The sequence below is a fragment of the Pseudomonas sp. ANT_H12B genome (assembly GCF_008369325.1).
Lineage (GTDB): Bacteria > Pseudomonadota > Gammaproteobacteria > Pseudomonadales > Pseudomonadaceae > Aquipseudomonas.
The window spans coordinates 418,759-440,709 of sequence record NZ_VOBI01000003.1; the positions used below are offsets into that span (position 1 = coordinate 418,759).

A 21,951-nucleotide genomic window follows, 5' to 3' on the forward strand; every position below is an offset into this window, starting at 1 on the left:
CGCGTAGATCGACACTTTGCCGCTGGAGTCGGAACGCATATTCACGGATGATATGGCCTTTCAAGCGCCGGCGTGGTCGAGCGTTCTTCATATTTATTGAGTATTTTCACTGTGGTTAGCCTTGTGGCAATCACCTGGACGGGACGATGACTGCTCTGCGCCTTCCTTTTATTTTGATGCTCGCTGGGGTACTTGGCCTGGCGGGTTGCAGCGTTCACCAACCGGTGTCGCTGTATCAACTGGACAGTGGAAGTCCGGTCGAGCCTGCGCAAAGCGCTGGCATGGCCGTATTGTTGGGCCCGGTAACGGTTGCCGACTACCTGCAACGCGAAACGCTGTTGCAGCGTCAGCCGGATGGCAGTCTGCAAGCTTCGGTTGACGGTCGTTGGGCGGGTAGCCTTTCGTCGGACATCGATCAGCTGTTGCTGCGTCAGGTAGCGGGTCATCTGGACAGCCAGCGCGTAGTGCTGGCGCCTGCGACTTTAGGCTTCACGCCGGATGTTCAGGTACTGCTGACCATCACGCGTCTGGATTCGGGTGAATCGCAGCCGGCCATCCTTGATGCGCAATGGCGCCTGATCGACCGTCGTGGGCAGGTGCGTGATAACCGCATCATTCATCTGCAGGAACAGCACGCTGGCGGCACCGCGGCTCAGGTGCAGGCTCAGGGCGTATTGCTGCAGCGTCTGGCCGAGCAACTGTCGACGGCGCTCAAGCCGCTGGCCAATCAGCCACCGATTGCTGAGGCCCCTAAGAAGCCGGCTGCCAAGCCGGCAGCGCCGGCGGCAGAAGCGGAAAAGCAGCCAAAGATCCCGATGGCCTCGCCGATCCGGACCGATATGGAAGTGTTCAGGTTCTAAACCTGGATTGAAGCCAGAACAAAGCCCGCCTAGTGCGGGCTTTGTTGTTTCTGCAGGTTGGGATCCATGTTGCCTGACCTGGCCCCTTCGCGGGCAAGCCCGCTCCCACAGGTTTTGTGTCGTACACCTATCGCGCGAACGATGCAGGACCTGTGGGAGCGGGCTTGCCCGCGAAGGCGTCAGGACAGACAACAAAAAGCCCGCAGACGATCACTCGTCTGCGGGCTTCTTCATAGCAGGGCTATTACGCCCGGCGTTCGTGCATCCGCGCCAGTTGTCGCTCCAGCATCGATGGATAAGGCTCCATCAGTCGCTCTACGCAGCAAGCGCCTTCGGGGCTGGCGATCGGCCGGATCCGAGCACGTTGGCGGATCAGCGCGTCGTCACTGATCTTGCGCTCCACCAGCAGCAGGTTGCGGCTGTGTTGCGACAAGGCCAGGGCGTCCTGGGCGGTTTCGGTCAGTAGCAGGTCGATCTGGCTCAGGCCGAACAGCTCGTCGCCCAGCGTCAGGCCCAACTGCAATTGCAGGGTGATGCCGCTGTCGGCGACTTCGATCTGCAACTGATGGCCCAGGGCGCGCAGCAACTCACCGCAGCAGATTGCGTTGGTCAGGTAGTCATCACCGCTGTCTTCGGTATGGAACAGCATCAGCGTGCTGCCGTCGTTCAGTGTGTGCAGTTCGCTCTGATAGAGCGAAGCGGCCTGATCGAGGCAATCGCGGTAGCGTTTGAGCAGTTCTTCCAGGCGAGCACGGGGCAAGCGCCGCAGCTGATCCTGGGCGCCCAGTTGCACGGCCAGCACCGCGCTGTGTTGCGGTACGTTCGATACTTGCGGTTTTGCTACCGGTTTCGGCGCGGTCGAAGCTGATTCGTCACGCAGGTCGGCAAATGCATCGTCGTCGTCATCAACGGTGCTGACAATGCGCCGTGGCGCAGGCTTGAGGCCGGCCACAGGCTTGGTTTCATCGAAACTCGGGTCACGCAAATTGCGCACTTCGAAGGTCGGCTCGTTATCGTCCGCGTCTTCGTAGTCGCTTTCGTCGTACTCAGGCTCGGGAACAGGTTCCGGCTCGGCCGGCTCCGGCGCGAAGTCGGCGTGCAGCTGGCGAGCCAGGTCGCCGATCTCATCCTGACGCTCGGTGGCCGGGGTATATTCGTCGATATGGCGCAGCCACACCCGCAATTGCAGCAACGGCGTGGAGATGTGCCGACCCAGGCGCAGGCTCAAGGCCAGGGACAGGGCCAGCAGAATCGCGCTCAAAATACCCATGCTTTGCAGGCTGATGGTCATCGGCTGCTGGAACTGATCCATGTCCAGGCTGATGCGCAGTTGCCCGGCGGTCACATCCTGGAAAGTGATCTTGCTCTGGTACATGCCTTCGGCTTCGCCCAGCAAGCTGTGCTTGGGGCGCTGACCGGCTTCGGCGAGGATGCGGTTATCCATGCTGTAGATGGCAGCGTGAGCCACCAGCTTGTTTTTGGTCAGTTTGTTGAGCAGCACGTTGAGGCTGAGGATGTCGTTGGACACCAACAGCTCCGTGGCGGACGTGGCAGTCTGGGTGGTCAGGCTTTCGCCCAGGGCATCCGCCTGCTCGTGCATGGCCTGCTTGAACTGCAAACCCATCACACAGGCATAGATCACCAGGGCCAGAGCGACCAGGATCACGTTATGGCTGGCGATGCGCAATGCAATCGGTACACGGCGGTGACGCAGTGCACGGAAGATCAGCAGAAAGAAGTTATCGGTTTTGACTGGCGTAGGCCGGTTCACTTGAGCTCGGCTCTTTTGTCCGTGAAGTTGACGCGCAGTATAGCGACAGGCCCTAGACCGGCAAAGCGCTGACGGTGCCCGATGGTCACTGAATGTGGGTAGAATGCGGTTTTTTTCCACTTGCGGGGGTGCGCCTTGCGCGAAATCGTCCTGATAAACATCACGGGAGTCGACCGTCCGGGTCTGACTGCGGCCATTACCGGCGTTCTGGCCCAGGGTGGTGTGAACATTCTCGACATTGGTCAGGCGGTGATCCACGACACCTTGTCGTTCGGCATTCTGGTTGAAATTCCTGACACCGAGCAAGGCAAGTCGGTGCTCAAGGACATCCTGTTCACCGCTTACAAGCTCGATCAGCAGGTGCGTTTCACGCCGGTGTCCGAAGAGGATTACCAGCAGTGGGTCGGCAATCAGGGCAAAAAACGCCACATCGTGACGCTATTGACCCGCAAAGTGACCGCCGAGCAATTGCAGCGCGTGAGCTCGATCACCGCCAAATATGGCTTGAACATCGACCACATCGATCGTCTGTCCGGGCGCATGCCGCTGGACACCCCAGCCGATCAGGGCAAGGGCTGCATCGAGTTTTCCGTTCGCGGCGAAGCGGCTGATCCGCAGGCGCTGCGGGCCGAATTCCTCAGCGTCGCTCAGGAACTGAACGTCGACATCGCTTTCCAGGAAGATTCGCTGTTCCGCCGTAATCGTCGCCTGGCGGTGTTCGACATGGACTCGACGCTGATCGAAGCCGAAGTGATCGACGAACTGGCCAAGGCTGCCGGCGTGGGCGATCAGGTGTCTGCGATCACCGAGCGGGCGATGGCCGGCGAATTGGACTTCCGCGCCAGCTTCAAGGAGCGCCTGGCCTTGTTGAAAGGGCTGGACGTGAGCGTGCTGGACTCGATCGGCGCTTCGTTGCGCCTGACCGAGGGCGCCGAAACCCTGTTCGCCGAACTCAAGCGTCTGGGCTACAAGACAGCGATCCTGTCGGGTGGCTTCACCTATTTTGCCAAACAGTTGCAGGCGAAGTTGGGCATCGATTATGTGTTCGCCAACGAACTGGAAGTGGTCGACGGCAAGGTCACCGGCGTAGCGGTCGAACCGATTGTCGATGCGCAGCGCAAGGCTGATTTGTTGAAAGAGCTGGCGCACCAGGAAGGTTTGCGTCTGGAGCAGACCATTGCGGTCGGCGACGGCGCCAACGATCTGCCGATGCTGGCGATTGCCGGGCTGGGCGTGGCGTTCCGCGCCAAGCCGCTGGTCAAACAGTCGGCGAAGCAGGCGATTTCTACCCTTGGGCTTGATGGTGTGCTTTATCTGCTGGGCTTCCGGGATCGCGACGGGCAGCTTTAAGTCTTGTAGTGATTGACAGGGCCTCTTCGCGAGCAAGCCCGCTCCCACACTGGATTTGCGTCAAACAGAGAACAAATGTGGGAGCGGGCCTGCTCGCGAAAGGCGCGCCGCGGTTCTACAGACTCACACTCAAAGCGACTTCCACAACGAATCAAAGTCATCTTCAACACCGACCGCGCCACTCTCTGCGTTTTCCAGTGAGCGATAGGCGAACTGATTGAAGCTGTTGGTGCTCGCCACCCGCCGATCCAGCCCGGCCCGGCGTTCCTCGCCATTGGTGTTGATCATCACCTTGTTGCCTTCCTGAAAGGGCAGCCGAGGGGCGAGCAGGGTGGCCGGCAGTTCTATTGCGCTGATGGCCGGCAGTAACAGACCGCGTAAATAATGGCTGTGGTCGTCACGGGTGCGCACCAGTTGCAGGCCGCAAGGTTCGGCATAAGGCGCGACTTGCTCGATACCCATTTGCGTACCGCCACCCCGTACCTGGCGGATCCAGCGAACCACCGCAATGCTCCAGCCACTGCCAGCCGAATCCTCGATACCCACTATCTCGCCAGCCTGTAGCTCAGTGGGCACCACGTTCGGCCAGGCCAGGCAATAACCGCCCGGGCTGTGGTTGATTACTGGCAGGACATACGTCGCAAACTGTCGGTTGCGGTCGGACGCTTCTTGGCTGTCATCGCTCTGGAGCTGTGGGTATTCGATTTCTTCGTAAGGCAGCAGGGCGCTCGCGCTGTCATGTGACGCCGCATCAAAGACATGGCCCCATTGGTCCTTTTCCCGTTTCGCCGGGGATGTTGCAGAAAATTGTGCGGGGCGCAGGCTCGGGGTTTTCAGGATGTCGCTGAACGAACGTTGCCCGCCCAGAAAGAAGTGCAACGCGCTCATGCCCACGCACAGGGTCAAGGTGCCTTGGCCGACCGTGCGCTTGAAGCTGCGCTCGGCGGTCTGGCCCCAGGCGGCATGAAGATGTTGCAGCGTATCCGCACTCAACCCCGCAGGCACGAGCAGCGGCGACGCACTGTCGGTTTTTTGCAGGTGCGCTTCGATGGCTGCGACGAGTGGCTGCGGGTCGATCCCCAGCAAGCTCCCTTGCTGCTCGGGGCGGAAATTGGAGCGGTATCGCGGCCCTGTGTCGAGGTCCGGCGCAACGCCAAACAGCCCCTCGGCCGATTTGTCGGGTTGCAATTTGATCCATTTGCTCCAGGGCTCCAGCACTTCGGCGACCCGGGCAATCTGGTTCTGGCGCAGTTGGTTGCAGCGTGACGCACCCAGCAGCAGGGCGACCACGTAAGTCTGTTCGATGCTCAGGTTTTGCGTCTGGCTGGCCTGTTCGTCTCGCAGGCTCAAATGCTGGAGTCGGAGCGCGCAGGCGATCCGATACAGCTGATGCAGTTCCAGCCACAGGCCTTCCGGCACCGGACAATAAAGCGAGGTAGAGCGAATCAACGGTCCGTTAAGACAGTGAATCGCCCGTTGAAGCGCCTGGGCCAGTAGCGGCCCACGATCCTTGCTGAAGCGCGGTGTAATGCGCACGACGATCTGTTTATAGCCAATCGCCAGGTGACTTTGCAGCGCCTGGCAGAGGTTGGCGATCTTGCGCGAACGCTCGTCGAGAACAATCGCCTGATGCAGGAAATGCCGCTCCAGGTGTTTGCAGACGTAATACACCTCGGGCCGTAGCAGTTCGAGCAGTTGCAGGCGGTTGTCGCTGGGCGTGATGAGTTGGTTGAGTTCGCTCAAACCTTGATACAACTGGCGAGCGGTTTCACCGATGTTGGCTCTGGGTAGATTGGCGATCCAGCGCTTTAGGTCGCGCGGTGTGGCTTCACAGAACGACAGGCGTAACTGCGTCGGGATCGGGGCGCGTAGCAGCAGGTGAGGACTGGTCTCATTCATGCCGTGGACAAACTCCAACCGGGAAATGGGCAGTGAATGACCGGACTTTAGCAGTTATGGCTAAGAGATGGTCATGGTTCGCCCCCTCGAACCGGTTCGAGGGGGCGAATCAGAAGATCAGGTTTTTGGCAGACCCATACCCTGGCCCATCTGCACCGGCGAGCCGGCCGCCAATTCTTCAGCCCACTTCACTTGATCAGGCCCGAACAGTACGACAGCGGTCGAACCCAGTTTGAAGCGGCCCAGTTCCGCACCTTTTTCCAGATGGATCGGCGCACGGGCAGCTTCGTCATAACGAAAGGTTTTCAGCTCACGCTTGGGCGGCGTCACCAGCCCGGCCCAGACGGTTTCGATCGATGCCACGATCATTGCGCCCACCAACACCACGGCCATCGGCCCGCGTTCGGTGTCGAAAATGCACGCCACACGCTCGTTGCGGGCGAACAGTTCCGGAACGTTTTCGGCGGTGGTCTGGTTGACCGAGAAGATCCGGCCCGGGATGTAGACCATCTCGCGCAGGGTGCCGGCCAATGGCATGTGCACGCGGTGGTAGTCCTTTGGCGACAGATAAATAGTCGCGAAATCACCGCCCATGAACGGCGCTGCGTTGGCCGCGTCGCCGCCCAGCAATTCCAGCACGCTGAAGCTGTGACCCTTGGCCTGGAATACGCGGCCGTGTTCGATCGGGCCAAGTTGGCTGACTGCACCGTCGGCCGGGCTGAGGATCGCGCCCGGGGTTTCGTCAAGTGGACGAGCGCCGTCTTTCAAGGCGCGGGTGAAGAACGCATTGAAGTGCTCGTAGGCAGTCAGGTCTTCGACCAGCGCCTGGGACATGTCCACCTGATAGCGCTTGGCGAACCAGGCGGTAAAGGCGTTCTTGAACCAGCGCACACGGCATTCGGCGATGCAGCCGGCCAGTCGCGACAACAGGTGATGGGGCAGCAGGTATTGGCTGAGGATAAACAAACGCTTATTCATTGACTGTCCTTAAAAACCTTAAATCTCTACGGGCGTATCGGGATGGTTGCCCCATTCGCCCCAGGAACCGGCGTAGCCTTTGACCCGCGGATAACCGAGGGATTTGGCCACCAGATAGGTGAAGCCAGAACGATGGTGAGTCTGGCAGTGGGTAATCACTTCTTTGTCTTTGGTGATCCCGAGTTTCTCCAGGATCTGCGGCATGTCGGTGCGGATGCGCAAGTTGCGTGCCTGATCCATGCCCGCGGTCCATTCGAAATTGACCGCGCCGGGAATGTGCCCGGCCTTGGCCGCCAGGACTTTCTCGCCCGAGTACTCCAGCGGCCCGCGTGCGTCCCAGATCGCCAGGTCGGCGGCACCAAGACGGCTTTGCAGGTACTCACGGGTGGCAGTGGGTTCGTCGTGCAGGGTCAACGCAACCGGGCCGCCGACCGGAGCCGGGATCTGGATCGACATGGGCAAGCCTTCTGCCAGCCAGGCCTTCAGGCCGCCGTCGATATAGTGGTACTTGCTGTGGCCGATGACATCCAGCAGCCAGATAAAGCGCCCGGCCCAACCGCCGCCTTCATCGTCATAGACGACGTAGACCGCATCGGGGTTGTGTCCCAGTTCACCGAACAACGCTTCGAGTGCCGCTTGCGGCGGCATCAGTCCCGGCGCAGGTGCGTGACCGAGTTGGGTGCGTTTCGGATCGACAAAGCGCGCACCGGGAATATGCCCTTCGGCATAGCGGGCGCTGCTGGTCAGGTCCACCAGAATCAGCTCGCGGGCGTCGAGACGAGGGAGCAAGTCGCTCGGTTCGATCACCAGCGGCAAACCAGAGAAGTCAGACATGTGAGGTCTCCAGAGCACAAAGGGGAGGATTGTAGCGCAGCGTCATTGGCCGCGGTGACTAAAGCTGTGCAGTGCCTTTTCGATGCACTGCGCGGTTTTGCCGAAGGCTTGCACGGTGATTTCCGAGAACGGCCCACCGCCCTGATCCGCCACGACGATCATGATCACCCGGCCATTGTTGATCAGTGAGCGCAGCAGCAGGTGTTCACCGCCGAACTGCGAGCGCAGGCTGGCCGGCAGCAGGGCCGAAAATTGTGCATTGTTGGCCGGTGACAGTCGAACTTGGGCCTGTTGCGAGAGCAGGCGTTGCAGCACAGTGCTCTGGCTGACCAGGAAATTCAGGCCGGCCACTTCTTTCGGCAACCCGGCGATCTGGTGCACTCGCAGATTGGCGTGCGTGCGGTCGGCCATCAGAATCATCACCCGACGCATGCCGCACGCGACTAATGCGTCCCGCGCAAAAGTGGTCAAGTGCATGGCATTGGTGAAGCGACTTGGCTCGACCAGCAGCTCGGCACATTGCTTGCGCCATTTCGCAAGGTCTTCAGCGGTCGGTGCCGGGGCTGGCAGCAAACCGGCGTGGATACGGTTCATGCCCCACGGCCAGATCAGCGACACCGCCGGGTGCCACAGGTCGGGCATGGCGTGATGGCGGGCGCTGTTGGCGGCCTGCTGGTGCAACTGCTGCTGCACGTCGTCCATCGGCATTTGCAGGTAAAGGCTGGTCAGGTACTGCCAGCGTTCACTGTGGGGGGTGTCCCAGGCCTGTTGCGCCGACAGCGCCAGACCGTTGGCCAACAGCACCGTATTGGCCGGTTGGTTGAGCCAGCGGCGCAGGGTCGGGTCGTCATCGAGTCGGTTTTGCTGGCGCAACGGATGATCGCTGTCGCGAGCGATGCGCAGCACTTTCACCAGTTCACGTTGCTCGTTGAGCAGCAGCCGATAACCCTGCTGCACCCAGATCGGCAGACGCCATATGTCCACGAGCGCCAGGCAGATATCCAGCAGGCGCGCGCCGAACAATTGCTTTTCGACTGTGCGCGCCGACTCGCCTTTGTGGATGACCCGCAACTCCCATTCTTCGAGCAACTGCGGATGGGTCAACGCCATCGGCCAGAGCGGCGAGAGAAACAGCAGGCTGCCCCAGTGGATGTCCTGCCACAGCCGCGCCAGGCGACTGGCGAAAAAACCGTTGGCCTGTTGGGTCGCGTGTTGGCTGATCAGTTGCAGCTGGCGCAGGGCGACGGGAATTTGCGATTGAGGCTCGGCGGGCAGACGGGCGAGCAGTTCTTCGGTGCGTTTCAAACCGAGGCGATTGATCGCCACCTCAAGGTTTTCCGCCGGTTCGGTCATGCTGCCATGGGTGTGCCGGTTGGCTTCGCGAATCACGCTCAAGGCCAGGGCCGGGCTGTCTTGCATCAGTTCGGCGATATCGCGCAGAGAGCTGCGACTGTTGGCGATGGCCTTGCAGACAAGGTCATGGCTGACTTGCGGGACCGGCAGGCGCACTCCATCGAGAAGCTTGACCCAGCCTTCGAGAGTGGTCGGTTTTGGAGTTGAAACGTTCGTTTCGTTAGCCATGGTTGGACGCGATCATCGTCTGCATTACCTATGCCCGGAGTGGGCCAAATTGGCTTTTCGCCTGAACTGGCTATAGTCTGGCGCAGTTTTGCCGATAAGGAGAAGAAGAGATTTTTTAACTTCCGAATATGACCTTGAACCCGACTCAGTAAGTGCTCTCCTACCTATGGCTAAATTAATCGGCATCATCGTCGTATTCGCGAGCGTGCTCGGCGGATACGTGCTCTCCCACGGCAAAATTGCCGCCCTGATTCAGCCCTTCGAGGTGATGATTATTGGTGGTGCGGCACTCGGTGCATTCCTGCAGGCCAACCCCGGTCACATGACCCTGCGCGTTCTCAAGAAATCCTTGGGAATGTTCAGCTCGCGCTTCAACCACACGTTCTATCTGGAAGTGCTGGGCCTGATCTACGAGATCCTCAACAAGAGCCGCCGCGAAGGCATGATGGCGATCGAGGGCGACATCGAAGATGCTGCCGCGAGCCCGATCTTCGCCAAGTACCCGGCAGTCCTGAAAGATGAACGCATGACCGCGTACATCTGTGATTACTTGCGCATCATGTCTTCCGGCAACATGGCTCCCCATGAGCTCGAAGGCCTGTTCGACATGGAACTGACAAGCCTCAAGGAAGACCTGGATCACCCGTCCCACGCGGTCAACGGCATTGCCGATGCCATGCCGGGTTTCGGTATCGTCGCGGCGGTGTTGGGGATTGTGGTGACCATGGCCTCCCTGGGTGAAAGCGACCAGAAAATGATCGGCCTGCACGTCGGTGCGGCACTGGTGGGGACCTTCTTCGGTATTCTCGCCGCCTACGGTTTCTTTGGTCCGCTGGCTCACGCCTTGGCCCACGACGCCAAGGAAGAACTGAACATCTACGAAGCCATCAAGGCTTCGCTGGTCGCGTCGGCTTCCGGCATGCCGCCTTCGCTGGCGGTGGAGTTCGGCCGCAAGGTTCTGTACCCGGCGCACCGTCCAAGTTTCGCTGAGCTGGAACAAGCGGTTCGCGGTCGCTAAGTCATGGAAAACAACCAGCCGATAATCATCAAGCGCGTCAAGAAGTACGCGGCCGGGCATCACGGTGGCTCCTGGAAAATCGCCTTCGCGGACTTCGCGACAGCGATGATGGCGTTCTTCCTGGTGCTGTGGCTGCTGTCCACGGCAACGCCGGAGCAGAAGATCGCCATCGCCGGTTACTTCAAGGACCCGGTCGGTTTTTCCGAAAGCGGCACGCCCTATATCATCGATCTGGGCGGCTCGCCGACCCTGGCGCCGGAAAACACCCTCAACCCCGAGGTGAAATCCCAGCCGCAGCCAGACAAAATCACCACCGACACCGATCAGGTCGAAGGCATGGCCGAACAGGTTGAGAGAGAACGCCTGGAACTGTTGCTACAAGAACTGCAAAACAAGGTGGATGAAAATCCGCAACTGCAAAAGTTCAAGGATCAGATCCTCTTCGAAATCACTCAGGACGGTTTGCGCATCCAGATCATGGACGCCGAAAACCGGCCGATGTTCGACTCCGGCAGCGCCCGCCTGAAACCGTATTTCGAAGACATCCTGCTGGCCATGGCCGACACCATCAAAGCGGTGCCGAACAAGATCAGCATCAGCGGCCACACCGATGCCAAGCCGTATATGGGCACCGGCGATTTCGGTAACTGGGAGCTTTCGGCCAACCGTGCCAACGCCGCACGTCGTGCGCTGATCGCTGGCAGCTATCCGGATGCACAGGTGGCGCGGGTCGTCGGTTATGCCTCGTCAGCCTTGTTCGATCGCGAGAAACCGTTCAATCCGGTCAACCGCCGAATCGACATCGTGGTGCTGACCAAGAAAGCCCAGCGCGCCATTGAGGGTTCGCAAGGTGCAGAGCCGGAGCCTGCTCCGCAACCGACGCAAGGGCAGGGTGGCCCGGGTGAAGTGCCGGCCACGCCAGTCGACCCGAACGCGTTGCCGGCAGATAAGGAACCGTTGCCGGCGCATGAGCTTCGGGAGCGGTTGAACCTGTTCGATGATCCGAAGCCAGCAGACCCACCGAAACAGTGACCCCAAAAAAGCCGACAGCAATGTCGGCTTTTTTTTTGTGTCTGGTAGTCGTTCTCACGCTGAACATGGGAACGATCAGAGCGGTAAAAAAATCCAAAAAAGAGGCATTTCCGAGAAAGGTGTAGGGCGTCTCCGAGACGTACAAACCGGGTTTCACTTCGTTGGAGGCCCGCCTATAGTTTGCCCGTCGCCGACAAATCGGTGATGGACCTTAGCCGGTCGTTTGAGAGGAATGCACGAGCGCCCGTATAATTGCGGCGCTATTTGCTGCCTGACATATTTGTCTATGGTGGCTGTGCGTGGGACACCTTCGGGGTGTGCCGGGTTCCTCTGACCGGTCGGCTAACCCACGTACAGCTGCCACCCATTCGATTAGCCGCGAAAAGGGTGGGAGTTTCATTTTTCAGAAGGAATTCAAACCATGTCCAGATATCACCCACTCCAAGGCAACTTCAGCGTCGGCCCGACGCTGTACATCGACACCGAAGCCCGCGCTTCCGATCTGTTTGAAACCGCCGTCCACCGACTCAAAGCCGCACGCAATCTGCTCAACAGCGTCACCTGCCTGTGCGTCAAAGAAGCCGAAGGTCACGACCTGGAACATTTCGCCAATGCTGCCCACATGTTGATCCAGGACGGCTGTGATGCCTTGGATGTGCTTGGCTGGACGCTGGAAAAAGCTGTACGTTGAAAACGAGAAAGCCGCGATATTCGCGGCTTTTTTGTCTCTGCGGGAAGCTACTTAATAGCTGGTTTCCGGCAAACTCGCGATGATCGACCGGTAACTGTTCATCCGTTGCTGCTGCACGCGACCCTCTTCCAATGCCTTGAGCAGAGCGCAACCCGGCTCGCGGTCGTGCTTGCAATCGCGGAAGCGGCAGGTGCCGATCAGGTCGTTGAACTCGATGAAGCCGGCTTCGACGTCGGCACGACTGACGTGGCCCAGGCCGAACTCACGAATACCTGGGGAGTCGATCAGCTCGCCGCCACCGGGGAAGTGGAACAACCGCGCGGTGGTGGTGGTGTGAGTGCCCTGGCCGGAGAGCTCGGACAGCGGGCCGACACGGGCTTCGACTTCAGGCAACAAGGTGTTGACCAACGAGGATTTGCCGACGCCGGACTGGCCGACGAACACGCTGATGTGCCCGTCCAGTTGTGCCTGCAATTGCTCCATGCCGTTGCCGTGGTGCGCCGAAACTTCCAGCACCGGATAACCCAGCGTGCGGTAAACCGCCAGCAAGGCATTCAGTGCGGGGGCGTTCTGCTCGTCGATCAGGTCGAACTTGTTGAGCAGCAGCAACGGCCGGATGCCGGCGTGCTCTGCAGCAACCAGATAACGGTCGATCAGGTTGGCATGGGGCTCGGGCAGCGGGGCGAAGACGATGACGATCATGTCGACGTTGGCCGCTACAGGCTTGAGCTGACCACGGCTGTCCGGGCGGCAGAGTTCGGTTTTACGCGGCAGTTGCGCCACGATCACACCGATGCCCTGGTTGCCGGCACGCCAGACCACCTGATCGCCGGTCACCAGCGCAGGCAGGTTGGCGCGCAAGTGGCAGCGGAATACTTGGCCGGCCAAATCGCCATCGAGGGCTTCGACTTCGACCTGCACACCGAAGTGCGCGATCACCAGGCCGGTTTGTTCCGGACCCAGGTCGCCGCCCTCAAGTGCCTCGACAGCCGAGGATTCGCGTTTGGCGGCGCGGGCAGCGCGTTCGCCCTGAATCTTTTCGATGCGCCAGTTTTGACGACGATTGAGTTGGCGTTTGGCCATGGGTGTTCCGTATCAAGAATGCAGCGATTAGGTAAAACGGCCGCGAGTTTAGCACGCCCGGCCGCCGGCCTAGGCTAAACTGCGCAGCATTGCCTAGGAGCCGACACATGCAAAACCCGCAGAATCTGATCTGGATCGACCTGGAAATGACCGGTCTGAACCCTGATACCGACGTCATCATCGAGATGGCCACCATCGTCACCGACAGTGACCTGAACACCTTGGCCGAAGGTCCGGTGATCGCCATCCACCACAGCGACGAGATCCTCGCCGGTATGGACGAGTGGAACACCCGTCAACACGGCGGCTCCGGGCTGACCCAACGGGTTCGCGACAGCCGCATCAGCATGGCCGAAGCCGAAGCCGAGACCATCGCTTTTCTGGAGAAATGGGTACCGAAGGGCAAGTCCCCGATCTGCGGCAACAGTATTTGCCAGGACCGTCGCTTCCTTTATACGCACATGAAATCCCTGGAAAGCTTCTTCCACTACCGCAACCTCGACGTCTCGACGCTTAAAGAGTTGGCCGCACGCTGGGCGCCGGACGTGCGCGACAGCTTCAAAAAGGGCAGCACCCACCTGGCGCTGGACGACATTCGCGAATCGATTGCCGAGCTGCAGCACTACCGCAAGCATTTCATCAAATTTTGATTCGGGTGTGTCCGTTCTGACGCCATCGCGGGCAAGCCCGCTCCCACATGATTTGCGATAACCCTGTGGGAGCGGGCTTGCCCGCGATTGGATGGTCCAGACATAGAGATGTTGAGGCCAGCGAACATTATCTGGCGCCCTCTTTTGGTGCCTCAGCGAAGTGAGTAGACTGCGCGCCTTCCTGCAAGGACCGCCACCATGTTGCTGATGCTTTACCTGATCGCCATTACCGCCGAAGCCATGACCGGCGCCCTGTCTGCGGGCCGTCGCGGCATGGATTGGTTTGGTGTGGTGCTGATCGCTTGCGTCACGGCCCTCGGTGGCGGTTCGGTGCGCGACGTGCTGCTCGGTCACTACCCGCTGACGTGGGTCAAACACCCGGAATACCTGGTGCTGACCTCAATTGCGGCGATGTTCACCGTCTTCGCTGCACGCTGGATGCGTCACCTGCGCTCGCTGTTTCTGGTGCTTGATGCCGTGGGACTGGTGGCGTTCACGCTGATCGGCTGCATGACCGCCCTGGAAATGGGCCACGGTATGTTGGTGGCTTCGGTCAGCGGCGTGATCACCGGGGTTTTCGGCGGCATCCTGCGCGACATCTTCTGCAACGACATCCCGCTGATTTTCCGCCGCGAGCTGTACGCCAGCGTTTCGTTCGCTGCGGCGTGGTGCTACATGCTGTGCATCTATCTGCAATTACCCGGCGAACAGGCAATTTTGATCACGCTGTTTGGTGGCTTCCTGCTGCGGTTACTGGCAATCCGATTTCACTGGGAAATGCCGAAGTTCGTTTATAACGACGAAGCCTGACGTTCGGCGTGTTGCTTCAGCGCCCACTCGACGTGTTCGCGCACCAACTCTGACGGGTAATCCCTGCGGGCCTTTAACGCCTCCAGCACCGGAATGCTCGACGGCGCATTGCCCAGTCCCACCGCCAGATTGCGCAGCCAGCGCTCATAACCCGCCCGCCGCAGCGGCGAACCTTCGGTGCTGCTGAGAAACTTCTCCTCATCCCACATGAACAGCTCTGCCAACTCCGCGTTGTCCAGATTGTGCCGTGGCTTGAAGTCGCTTTCGCCGGACGGACGGGCGAAGCGATTCCACGGGCAGACGATCTGACAATCATCGCAACCGAATACCCGATTGCCGATCAGTGGTCGTAAATCCTCCGGGATTGCACTTTTCAATTCGATGGTCAGGTAGGAAATGCAGCGTCGGGCGTCGAGTACATAAGGGCCGACGAAGGCATTGGTCGGGCAGATGTCCAGGCACGCCGTGCAGCGGCCGCAATGTTCGGTGCTGTGTGGTGGGTCGATCGGCAGCGGCAGGTCGACGAACAGTTCGCTGAGAAAGAAGTAACTGCCGGCCTTGCGATTCAAGACCAAGGTGTTTTTGCCGATCCATCCAAGACCGGCCTGTTCGGCGATAGCTTTTTCCAGCACCGGCGCGCTGTCGACGAAGGCGCGGAAACCAAACGGACCGATTTCGGCCTGAATTTTATCGGCCAGTTGTTGCACGCGTTTACGGATCAATTTGTGGTAATCGCGGCCCAAGGCATAACGCGAGACGTAGGCTTTTTCCGGTTGTGCCAGTCGTTTGGCCATTTCGGTGTCGCCCGGCAGGTAGTCCATGCGTAGGGAAACGACCCGAAGCGTGCCGGGTACTAGCTCTTCCGGGTGTGAGCGTTTGCTGCCGTGGGCGCCCATGTAGTCCATTTCGCCGTGGTAGCCGGCCGCGAGCCAGCGCTCCAGGTGCTGCTCATGCTCGGCGAGATCGAGGCCGCTGATGCCGACTTGCTGAAAGCCCAGCTCGCGGCCCCAGTCCTTGATGGATTGGGCGAGGGCGGGCAGGTCTGTGGTAATAGCGGGCATGAGGCGAGAGAAACCGGAGCTGAGATGCGTATAATTCTGCCAGACATCGGAGCCCGAATACGCATGCCGCACACTAAAGATGAATTACCCGACGCGCTGTACAGCGCCGCGCAAGTGCGAGGGCTCGATGCGAGCCTGATCGCGGCCGGTACACCGGGCTTCGAATTGATGCAGCGCGCGGCCCATGCGACCTGGCGTGCGTTGGTCCGTCAATGGCCGACAGCCAGTGAACTGAGTGTGCTGGCCGGTCACGGCAACAACGCCGGGGACGGTTATCTGGTGGCGGTGCTGGCTCGGCGGGCCGGGTGGACGGTTCGAGTGCTGGCGGCGGGGGATCCGCAGCGTTTGCAAGGTGATGCGGCGTTGGCGTACGCCGAGGCTGTGTCCGAGCACGTTTCCATCGACGCCTGGACCGCGCAGTCCCAATTGCGCGGCATCGTGCTGGATGCCTTGCTGGGCACCGGCTTGACCGGTGAGGTGCGCGAGCCTTATGTCAGCGTTATCGCTGCGATAAACGCCTGTGCGTTGCCGGTTGTAGCGGTGGATATCCCCTCGGGTCTGAGTGCTGACACTGGCCGGGTACTGGGTGCTGCGGTGCGAGCCGACCTGACGGTGACCTTCATTGGTTTGAAACTGGGGCTTTTCACCGGTGATGCGGCGGACGTAATTGGCGAGTTGGTCTTCAACGACTTGCAAGCACCGCCGGAGTTGTTCGACGGAGCGGCCATCACTGCCCGTCGCCTGACGGCCGGTAACCTGCCGCGTCTGGCCGGCCGCGCTCCAGCGTCCCATAAAGGCAAATTCGGCCATGTATTGCTGATCGGCGGTGATCGCGGTGTTGGCGGCGCCATTCTGCTGAGTGCACAAAGTGCCCTGCGCAGTGGTGCGGGCATGGTGTCCGTGGCCACGCGCAGCGAACATGTTCCGGCCGCGCTGGCGAGAATTCCCGAAGCCATGGTGTTGGGCACATCGTCCCCCAATCAACTGATGGGACTGCTTCAAAAGGTTTCCGTGCTGGTGGTCGGCCCGGGCTTGGGTCAGGCTTCCTGGGGACGCAGCCTTTTGTCGGCCGCCGCCAACGCGCCGCTGCCGCAAGTCTGGGACGCCGATGCGTTGAATCTGCTGGCTGCAAAGCACGTGAGTTTGCCCAAGGACTGTGTCATCACGCCGCATCCGGGCGAAGCGGCGCGGTTGCTGGGGATAAGCACTGCGCAGGTTCAGGCTGATCGCCCGGCTGCCGCGCATGCGTTGAGCAAAAAATACACAGCTGTGGTGATTCTCAAAGGCGCTGGCAGTCTCATCGCCAGCCCCGATGGACGTCTGGCGTTGTGTCATCAGGGCCATCCGGCCATGGCCACCGCCGGTTTGGGCGATGTATTGGCCGGTCTGGTCGGCGCGTTGCTGGCCCAAGGCATGCAGGCATTCGACGCAGCCTGTCTGGCGGTCTGGCTGCACGCCAATGCCGGCGCGCAAGAAGGTAAATTTGGCCGTGGGCTGGCGGCCAGTGACCTGATCCCAGCCATTCGTCAGTTGTTGGAGGAGCAAGCACCGTGTCTGAAGTAACCCTGTACCTGGCTGATGAAGAGGCGATGACCGCGTTTGGCGCTCGCATTGCACAAACCACGAAAGGGCACGGTCTGATTTTTCTCGAGGGAGATCTCGGGGCGGGGAAAACCACGCTGTCCAGGGGCATCATCCGGGGTTTGGGACATGTCGGCGCGGTAAAGAGTCCGACCTTCACCCTGGTCGAGCCCTACGAGATTGGTGACATTCGGGCTTTCCATTTCGACCTCTATCGTCTGGTCGATCCTGAAGAACTGGAGTACCTCGGCATCCGCGATTACTTCGACGACGACGCTTTGTGCCTGATCGAATGGCCCCAGAAGGGTGCAGGCTTTTTGCCAAAGCCCGACCTGACCATTACCATTAGCCCGCAAGACAGCGGGCGTTCGCTGAAAATTTTGTCCCAGGGCTCGCGTGGCGAGTCGTGGTGTGCCGCTTTGGCATTGGAATCCAATTAAATGATGGGGTTAGGTATGCGCTTTCGCGCGTTGGTTGCTGCCGTAGGGATGTTGTATTTGGCGGTGACCGTCGACGCTGTGGCCGAGTCGAAGGTCAGCAGCGTTCGCCTGTGGCGGGCGCCGGACAATACACGTCTGGTGTTCGACCTGACCGGTCCGGTGCAGCACAGCGTCTTTACCCTGACGGCTCCGGACCGGCTGGTGATCGACATCAATGGCGCGAGTCTCGGGGCGCCATTGAACGTCAATAGTTCGAACACCCCGATCACCGCGATGCGCTCGGCTCAACGCACCCCGACCGACCTGCGGGTGGTCATCGATCTGAAAAAAGCCGTCACCCCGAAAAGCTTCACCCTGGCGCCGAACGCCCAGTATGGCAATCGCCTGGTGGTCGACCTGTTCGATAACCCCGCCGATGCCGCGCCAATACCGCCGCCCACCAACGTCGCAAGGGTGGCCCCGGTTCCGGTCACGCCGGTTGAACCTGCGGTCAAGCTGCCGCCCGCACCGGCCGGCAAGCGCGATATCGTCGTAGTCATCGATGCCGGCCACGGCGGCGAAGACCCGGGCGCCTCGGGCTCTCGCGGTCAGCGCGAGAAAGACGTAGTACTGGCCATCGCCCGCGAACTGCAACGTCAGGTCAATGGCATGAAAGGCTTCCGCGCCGAACTGACCCGCACCGGCGACTACTTCATTCCGTTGCGCGGCCGTACCGAAATCGCCCGCAAGAAGGGCGCCGACCTGTTCGTTTCGATTCACGCCGACGCCGCGCCGTCGGCCGCAGCCTTCGGTGCCTCGGTGTTTGCCCTGTCTGATCGCGGTGCTACCTCGGAAACGGCCCGTTGGCTGGCCGACAGCGAAAACCGTTCTGACTTGATCGGCGGTGCCGGCAACGTCAGCCTCGATGACAAGGACCGCATGCTGGCGGGCGTGCTGCTCGACCTGTCGATGACTGCTTCCCTGACCTCCAGCCTGAACGTCGGCCAGAAGGTGCTGAGCAATATCGGCCGCGTCACGCCGCTGCACAAACAACGCGTGGAACAGGCCGGGTTCATGGTGCTGAAGTCGCCGGATATCCCCTCGATCCTGGTGGAAACCGGGTTCATCTCCAACGCCAAAGAAGCTTCCAAGCTTGCCGCAGCGAACCACCAGCAAGCGCTGGCGCGTTCGATCAGCAGCGGCGTGCGTCAGTTCTTCCAGCAGAACCCACCACCGGGCACCTACATCGCCTGGCTGCGTGATTCCGGAGGGATCGCACAAGGTCCTCGTGACCATCGGGTGAACCCCGGCGAGACGCTGGCGATGATTGCCGTGCGATATCAGGTGTCTCCGGCCACACTGCGCAACGCCAACAAGCTGTCGAGTGATGAGCTCAAAATCGGTCAGCACTTGACCATTCCCGGCACTGAATTGGCGGCCAAAGAATGAACCAGGTGCTGACCAACACGGCTCGCATCGAGCTGCTCAGCCCGAGACTGGCGAACCAGATTGCCGCCGGTGAGGTGGTTGAGCGCCCGGCTTCGGTGATCAAGGAGTTGCTGGAAAACAGCCTCGACTCCGGCGCCAGGCGTATCGATGTCGATGTGGAGCAGGGCGGCGTCAAGCTGCTGCGGGTGCGTGACGATGGCAGCGGCATTTCTGCCGATGACCTGCCGCTGGCCCTGGCGCGACACGCCACCAGCAAAATCCGCAACCTGGAAGATCTCGAGCAGGTCATGAGCCTGGGCTTTCGCGGTGAAGCCCTCGCGTCGATCAGCTCCGTGGCACGCCTGACCCTGACGTCCCGCACCAAAGAGGCCGATCAGGCCTGGCAGGTCGAAACCGAAGGCCGGGACATGGCGCCTCGCGTGCAGCCAGCGGCCCATCCGGTGGGCACGTCGGTGGAAGTGCGTGACTTGTTTTTCAATACCCCGGCACGACGCAAGTTTCTCAAAACCGAAAAAACCGAATTCGATCACCTGCAAGAAGTGATCAAGCGTCTGGCGTTGGCGCGCTTCGACGTGGCGTTCCATCTGCGCCACAACGGCAAGACCATCCTCAGCCTGCATGAGGCCCATGATGATGCTGCCCGCGCCCGGCGAGTGGCGGCGATTTGCGGCTCGGGTTTCCTTGAACAGGCGCTGCCGATTGAAATCGAACGCAACGGCCTGCATTTGTGGGGTTGGGTCGGGTTGCCGACATTCAATCGCAGCCAGGCAGACTTGCAGTATTTCTTTGTGAACGGCCGTGCCGTACGCGACAAACTGGTAGCCCACGCGGTGCGCCAGGCCTATCGCGACGTGCTGTTCAACGGTCGGCACCCCACGTTCGTGCTGTTTTTCGAGGTTGATCCGGCAGGCGTTGATGTCAACGTGCACCCGACCAAGCACGAAGTGCGCTTCCGTGACGGGCGCATGGTTCACGATTTCCTCTATGGCACCCTGCACCGCGCCTTGGGCGATGTGCGGCCGGAAGACCATCTGGCCGCGCCTGTCGCGACGGCCATCGTTCGACCGACCGGCATTGATGCTGGCGAGTTCGGTCCGCAGGGCGAAATGCGTCTGGCGGCCAATGCCTTGCTGGAACAGCCTCAGGCTCAGCCGTCGTTCAATACGCCGGCAGGCTCGGGCGCTGGTGCCGGTTATCAATATCAGTACTCGCCGCGGCCTCAATCGGGTGTGCCTGTGGCTGAAGCTCAGGCCGCCTACCGTGAGTTTTTTGCGCCGTTGCCAGAAGCGAACGCGGTCGCTCTGCCGGCCGGGCAGGATGATATTCCGCCGCTGGGTTATGCACTGGCGCAGCTCAAAGGCATCTATATTCTTTCGGAAAACGCCCAAGGCCTGGTACTGGTGGACATGCATGCCGCGCACGAGCGGATCATGTACGAACGCCTGAAAATCGCCATGGCCAGCGAAGGCTTGAGCGGCCAGCCGCTGCTGGTGCCGGAATCGCTGGCGGTCAGTCAACGTGAAGCCGATTGCGCCGAAGAGCACGTCGCGTGGTTCCAGCGTCTGGGCTTTGAATTGCAACGCCTGGGTCCGGAATCCCTGGCGATCCGGCAGATTCCGGCCTTGCTCAAGCAGGCCGAAGCCAATCGACTGGTCAGCGATGTACTCGCAGACCTGATGGAATATGGCACCAGCGACCGGATTCAGGCGCACCTGAACGAACTGCTTGGCACCATGGCCTGCCACGGCGCGATTCGTGCGAATCGGCGTCTGGCACTGCCGGAAATGAACGGTCTGCTGCGCGATATGGAAAACACCGAGCGCAGCGGTCAATGCAACCATGGCCGACCGACCTGGACCCAACTGGGCCTGGACGATCTGGACAAACTGTTCTTGCGCGGTCGCTGATGAGCCAGCTACCACCCGCGATTTTCCTGATGGGGCCGACCGCCGCCGGCAAGACCGACCTGGCCATCGAACTCACCAAAGTCCTGCCCTGCGAGCTGATCAGCGTCGATTCAGCGCTGGTCTACCGCGGCATGGACATTGGCACTGCCAAACCTTCCAAAGAGCTTTTGGCCGAATTCCCGCACCGCTTGATTGATATTCTCGACCCGGCAGAGAGCTATTCGGCCGCGGATTTCCGTCGTGATGCCCTGAAGGCCATGGCGGAGATCACCGCGCGGGGCAAAATTCCGCTGCTTGTAGGCGGCACGATGCTCTACTACAAGGCTTTGGTCGAAGGATTGGCGGACATGCCGGCAGCCGATCCCGAGGTCCGCGCGCAGATCGAAGAGGAGGCTGCACGCCTTGGCTGGCAAGCCCTGCACGAACAATTGGCGGTGATCGATCCAGAATCCGCCGCCCGCATTCATCCGAACGATCCTCAGCGGCTCAGTCGAGCACTGGAAGTTTATCGCGTCAGCGGTCAAAGCATGACCGCTCTTCGTTTGCAACAATCTGCGCAAAGTACTGAAGCAGCCGCTTCGGGACGTCAACAATTGCCCTATACTGTCGCGAACTTGGCCATTGCTCCGGCAAATCGCCAGGTACTGCACGAGCGAATTAAACAAAGATTCACTTTAATGTTGGAACAGGGATTCATTGACGAGGTCGTAGCCCTGCGTAAGCGAAGTGACCTGCATGCCGGGTTGCCGTCTATACGTGCAGTAGGCTACCGACAAGTCTGGGACTACCTGGATGGCAAGCTGACGCAAGCCGAGATGCAGGAGCGTGGAATCATTGCCACGCGCCAATTGGCAAAGCGCCAGTTCACCTGGCTGCGCAGTTGGGCTGATTTACACTGGTTGGACAGCCTGGATTGCGACAATCTGCCGCGCGCCTTGAAATACCTTGGGACCATCTCCATATTGAGCTGAGTCCTT

The 21,951-nt window shown here is 60.5% G+C and carries 19 protein-coding genes; 12 read left to right on the forward strand and 7 right to left on the reverse strand.

Annotated elements, in window-relative coordinates:
- Nucleotides 1-146: 146 nt before the first annotated feature.
- Nucleotides 147-860, forward strand: a complete 714-nt coding sequence (locus tag FQ185_RS07120; protein ID WP_149416898.1) for a membrane integrity-associated transporter subunit PqiC — start codon at nucleotides 147-149, stop codon at nucleotides 858-860.
- A gap of 244 nt (nucleotides 861-1,104) precedes the next feature.
- Here the strand turns inward: FQ185_RS07120 and FQ185_RS07125 are convergent, their stop codons facing one another.
- Nucleotides 1,105-2,631 (reverse strand): AhpA/YtjB family protein, encoded by a 1,527-nt coding sequence (locus tag FQ185_RS07125; RefSeq protein ID WP_149416899.1) that lies wholly within the window; start codon nucleotides 2,629-2,631, stop codon nucleotides 1,105-1,107.
- A gap of 135 nt (nucleotides 2,632-2,766) precedes the next feature.
- On the opposite strand from FQ185_RS07125, the gene serB reads away from it, so the two are divergent.
- Nucleotides 2,767-3,981, forward strand: a complete 1,215-nt coding sequence (gene serB / locus FQ185_RS07130; RefSeq protein ID WP_149416900.1) for a phosphoserine phosphatase SerB — start codon at nucleotides 2,767-2,769, stop codon at nucleotides 3,979-3,981.
- Nucleotides 3,982-4,110: 129 nt separating this feature from the next.
- Here serB and FQ185_RS07135 read toward each other — a convergent pair whose 3' ends face one another.
- The 4 genes from FQ185_RS07135 to FQ185_RS07150 all read right to left on the reverse strand — a co-directional run bounded on the left by FQ185_RS07135 (nucleotide 4,111) and on the right by FQ185_RS07150 (nucleotide 9,273).
- Nucleotides 4,111-5,880, reverse strand: coding sequence for a molecular chaperone (locus FQ185_RS07135; protein WP_149416901.1), 1,770 nt, complete (start codon nucleotides 5,878-5,880; stop codon nucleotides 4,111-4,113).
- 117 nt (nucleotides 5,881-5,997) lie between these two features.
- Nucleotides 5,998-6,858, reverse strand: coding sequence for an archaetidylserine decarboxylase (asd, locus tag FQ185_RS07140; RefSeq protein WP_149416902.1), 861 nt, complete (start codon nucleotides 6,856-6,858; stop codon nucleotides 5,998-6,000).
- Nucleotides 6,859-6,876: 18 nt separating this feature from the next.
- Nucleotides 6,877-7,692 (reverse strand): thiosulfate sulfurtransferase, encoded by an 816-nt coding sequence (gene rhdA, locus FQ185_RS07145; RefSeq protein WP_149416903.1) that lies wholly within the window; start codon nucleotides 7,690-7,692, stop codon nucleotides 6,877-6,879.
- Between the two features lie 42 nt (nucleotides 7,693-7,734).
- Nucleotides 7,735-9,273: an HDOD domain-containing protein gene (locus FQ185_RS07150; RefSeq protein ID WP_149416904.1), complete on the reverse strand. Its 1,539-nt coding sequence runs from the start codon at nucleotides 9,271-9,273 to the stop codon at nucleotides 7,735-7,737.
- A gap of 166 nt (nucleotides 9,274-9,439) precedes the next feature.
- On the opposite strand from FQ185_RS07150, the gene motA reads away from it, so the two are divergent.
- The 3 genes from motA to FQ185_RS07170 all read left to right on the forward strand — a co-directional run bounded on the left by motA (nucleotide 9,440) and on the right by FQ185_RS07170 (nucleotide 12,014).
- Nucleotides 9,440-10,291 carry a flagellar motor stator protein MotA gene (gene motA, locus FQ185_RS07155; RefSeq protein WP_149416905.1) on the forward strand — a complete coding sequence of 284 codons (852 nt, stop codon included), beginning with the start codon at nucleotides 9,440-9,442 and terminating at the stop codon, nucleotides 10,289-10,291.
- A 3-nt stretch (nucleotides 10,292-10,294) separates the two neighbouring features.
- On the forward strand, nucleotides 10,295-11,323 hold the full coding sequence (motB, locus tag FQ185_RS07160) for a flagellar motor protein MotB (RefSeq protein WP_149416906.1): 1,029 nt from the start codon (nucleotides 10,295-10,297) through the stop codon (nucleotides 11,321-11,323).
- A 421-nt stretch (nucleotides 11,324-11,744) separates the two neighbouring features.
- The gene (locus tag FQ185_RS07170; protein WP_149416908.1) at nucleotides 11,745-12,014 is read left to right on the forward strand and encodes a hypothetical protein; all 270 of its coding nucleotides are present in this window, start codon (nucleotides 11,745-11,747) and stop codon (nucleotides 12,012-12,014) included.
- Nucleotides 12,015-12,065: 51 nt separating this feature from the next.
- Here the strand turns inward: FQ185_RS07170 and rsgA are convergent, their stop codons facing one another.
- The gene (gene rsgA, locus FQ185_RS07175; RefSeq protein WP_074873186.1) at nucleotides 12,066-13,097 is read right to left on the reverse strand and encodes a small ribosomal subunit biogenesis GTPase RsgA; all 1,032 of its coding nucleotides are present in this window, start codon (nucleotides 13,095-13,097) and stop codon (nucleotides 12,066-12,068) included.
- 107 nt (nucleotides 13,098-13,204) lie between these two features.
- Here rsgA and orn point away from each other — a divergent pair, with 107 nt between their 5' ends.
- Nucleotides 13,205-13,747 (forward strand): oligoribonuclease, encoded by a 543-nt coding sequence (gene orn / locus FQ185_RS07180; protein ID WP_008035288.1) that lies wholly within the window; start codon nucleotides 13,205-13,207, stop codon nucleotides 13,745-13,747.
- Between the two features lie 198 nt (nucleotides 13,748-13,945).
- Nucleotides 13,946-14,557, forward strand: coding sequence for a trimeric intracellular cation channel family protein (locus tag FQ185_RS07185; protein ID WP_094469417.1), 612 nt, complete (start codon nucleotides 13,946-13,948; stop codon nucleotides 14,555-14,557).
- Here FQ185_RS07185 and queG read toward each other — a convergent pair.
- Nucleotides 14,539-15,618: a tRNA epoxyqueuosine(34) reductase QueG gene (queG, locus tag FQ185_RS07190; RefSeq protein WP_149416909.1), complete on the reverse strand. Its 1,080-nt coding sequence runs from the start codon at nucleotides 15,616-15,618 to the stop codon at nucleotides 14,539-14,541. The genes FQ185_RS07185 and queG overlap by 19 nt on opposite strands.
- Nucleotides 15,619-15,681: 63 nt before the next feature.
- Here queG and FQ185_RS07195 point away from each other — a divergent pair, with 63 nt between their 5' ends.
- Genes FQ185_RS07195 through miaA form a run of 5 tightly spaced genes read left to right on the forward strand, consistent with a single transcriptional unit; the run spans nucleotide 15,682 to nucleotide 21,945 of the window.
- Entirely contained in the window at nucleotides 15,682-17,181 is a 1,500-nt protein-coding gene (locus FQ185_RS07195) for an NAD(P)H-hydrate dehydratase (protein WP_149416910.1), read from the forward strand.
- A complete protein-coding gene (gene tsaE / locus FQ185_RS07200) occupies nucleotides 17,169-17,639 on the forward strand; it encodes a tRNA (adenosine(37)-N6)-threonylcarbamoyltransferase complex ATPase subunit type 1 TsaE (protein ID WP_149416911.1) in 471 nt (156 codons plus the stop codon). Before FQ185_RS07195 ends, tsaE begins: the two co-directional genes overlap by 13 nt.
- Nucleotides 17,640-19,067, forward strand: a complete 1,428-nt coding sequence (locus FQ185_RS07205) for an N-acetylmuramoyl-L-alanine amidase (RefSeq protein ID WP_149416912.1) — start codon at nucleotides 17,640-17,642, stop codon at nucleotides 19,065-19,067.
- Entirely contained in the window at nucleotides 19,064-20,974 is a 1,911-nt protein-coding gene (gene mutL, locus FQ185_RS07210) for a DNA mismatch repair endonuclease MutL (RefSeq protein ID WP_111449261.1), read from the forward strand. Before FQ185_RS07205 ends, mutL begins: the two co-directional genes overlap by 4 nt.
- On the forward strand, nucleotides 20,974-21,945 hold the full coding sequence (gene miaA, locus FQ185_RS07215; protein ID WP_149416913.1) for a tRNA (adenosine(37)-N6)-dimethylallyltransferase MiaA: 972 nt from the start codon (nucleotides 20,974-20,976) through the stop codon (nucleotides 21,943-21,945). Before mutL ends, miaA begins: the two co-directional genes overlap by 1 nt.
- Nucleotides 21,946-21,951: the final 6 nt, after the last annotated feature.

What these genes read in the sequence shown, in the direction of transcription:
- motA (WP_149416905.1), top strand. Translation starts at nt 9,440, where the DNA reads ATGGCTAAATTAATCGGCATCATCGTCGTATTCGCGAGCGTGCTCGGC.
- FQ185_RS07185 (WP_094469417.1), top strand. Translation starts at nt 13,946, where the DNA reads ATGTTGCTGATGCTTTACCTGATCGCCATTACCGCCGAAGCCATGACC.
- FQ185_RS07205 (WP_149416912.1), top strand. Translation starts at nt 17,640, where the DNA reads ATGATGGGGTTAGGTATGCGCTTTCGCGCGTTGGTTGCTGCCGTAGGG.
- FQ185_RS07170 (WP_149416908.1), top strand. Translation starts at nt 11,745, where the DNA reads ATGTCCAGATATCACCCACTCCAAGGCAACTTCAGCGTCGGCCCGACG.
- FQ185_RS07195 (WP_149416910.1), top strand. Translation starts at nt 15,682, where the DNA reads ATGCCGCACACTAAAGATGAATTACCCGACGCGCTGTACAGCGCCGCG.
- motB (WP_149416906.1), top strand. Translation starts at nt 10,295, where the DNA reads ATGGAAAACAACCAGCCGATAATCATCAAGCGCGTCAAGAAGTACGCG.
- rhdA (WP_149416903.1), bottom strand. Translation starts at nt 7,692, where the DNA reads ATGTCTGACTTCTCTGGTTTGCCGCTGGTGATCGAACCGAGCGACTTG.
- miaA (WP_149416913.1), top strand. Translation starts at nt 20,974, where the DNA reads ATGAGCCAGCTACCACCCGCGATTTTCCTGATGGGGCCGACCGCCGCC.
- mutL (WP_111449261.1), top strand. Translation starts at nt 19,064, where the DNA reads ATGAACCAGGTGCTGACCAACACGGCTCGCATCGAGCTGCTCAGCCCG.
- queG (WP_149416909.1), bottom strand. Translation starts at nt 15,618, where the DNA reads ATGCCCGCTATTACCACAGACCTGCCCGCCCTCGCCCAATCCATCAAG.
- FQ185_RS07150 (WP_149416904.1), bottom strand. Translation starts at nt 9,273, where the DNA reads ATGGCTAACGAAACGAACGTTTCAACTCCAAAACCGACCACTCTCGAA.
- rsgA (WP_074873186.1), bottom strand. Translation starts at nt 13,097, where the DNA reads ATGGCCAAACGCCAACTCAATCGTCGTCAAAACTGGCGCATCGAAAAG.
- orn (WP_008035288.1), top strand. Translation starts at nt 13,205, where the DNA reads ATGCAAAACCCGCAGAATCTGATCTGGATCGACCTGGAAATGACCGGT.
- FQ185_RS07120 (WP_149416898.1), top strand. Translation starts at nt 147, where the DNA reads ATGACTGCTCTGCGCCTTCCTTTTATTTTGATGCTCGCTGGGGTACTT.
- FQ185_RS07135 (WP_149416901.1), bottom strand. Translation starts at nt 5,880, where the DNA reads ATGAATGAGACCAGTCCTCACCTGCTGCTACGCGCCCCGATCCCGACG.
- asd (WP_149416902.1), bottom strand. Translation starts at nt 6,858, where the DNA reads ATGAATAAGCGTTTGTTTATCCTCAGCCAATACCTGCTGCCCCATCAC.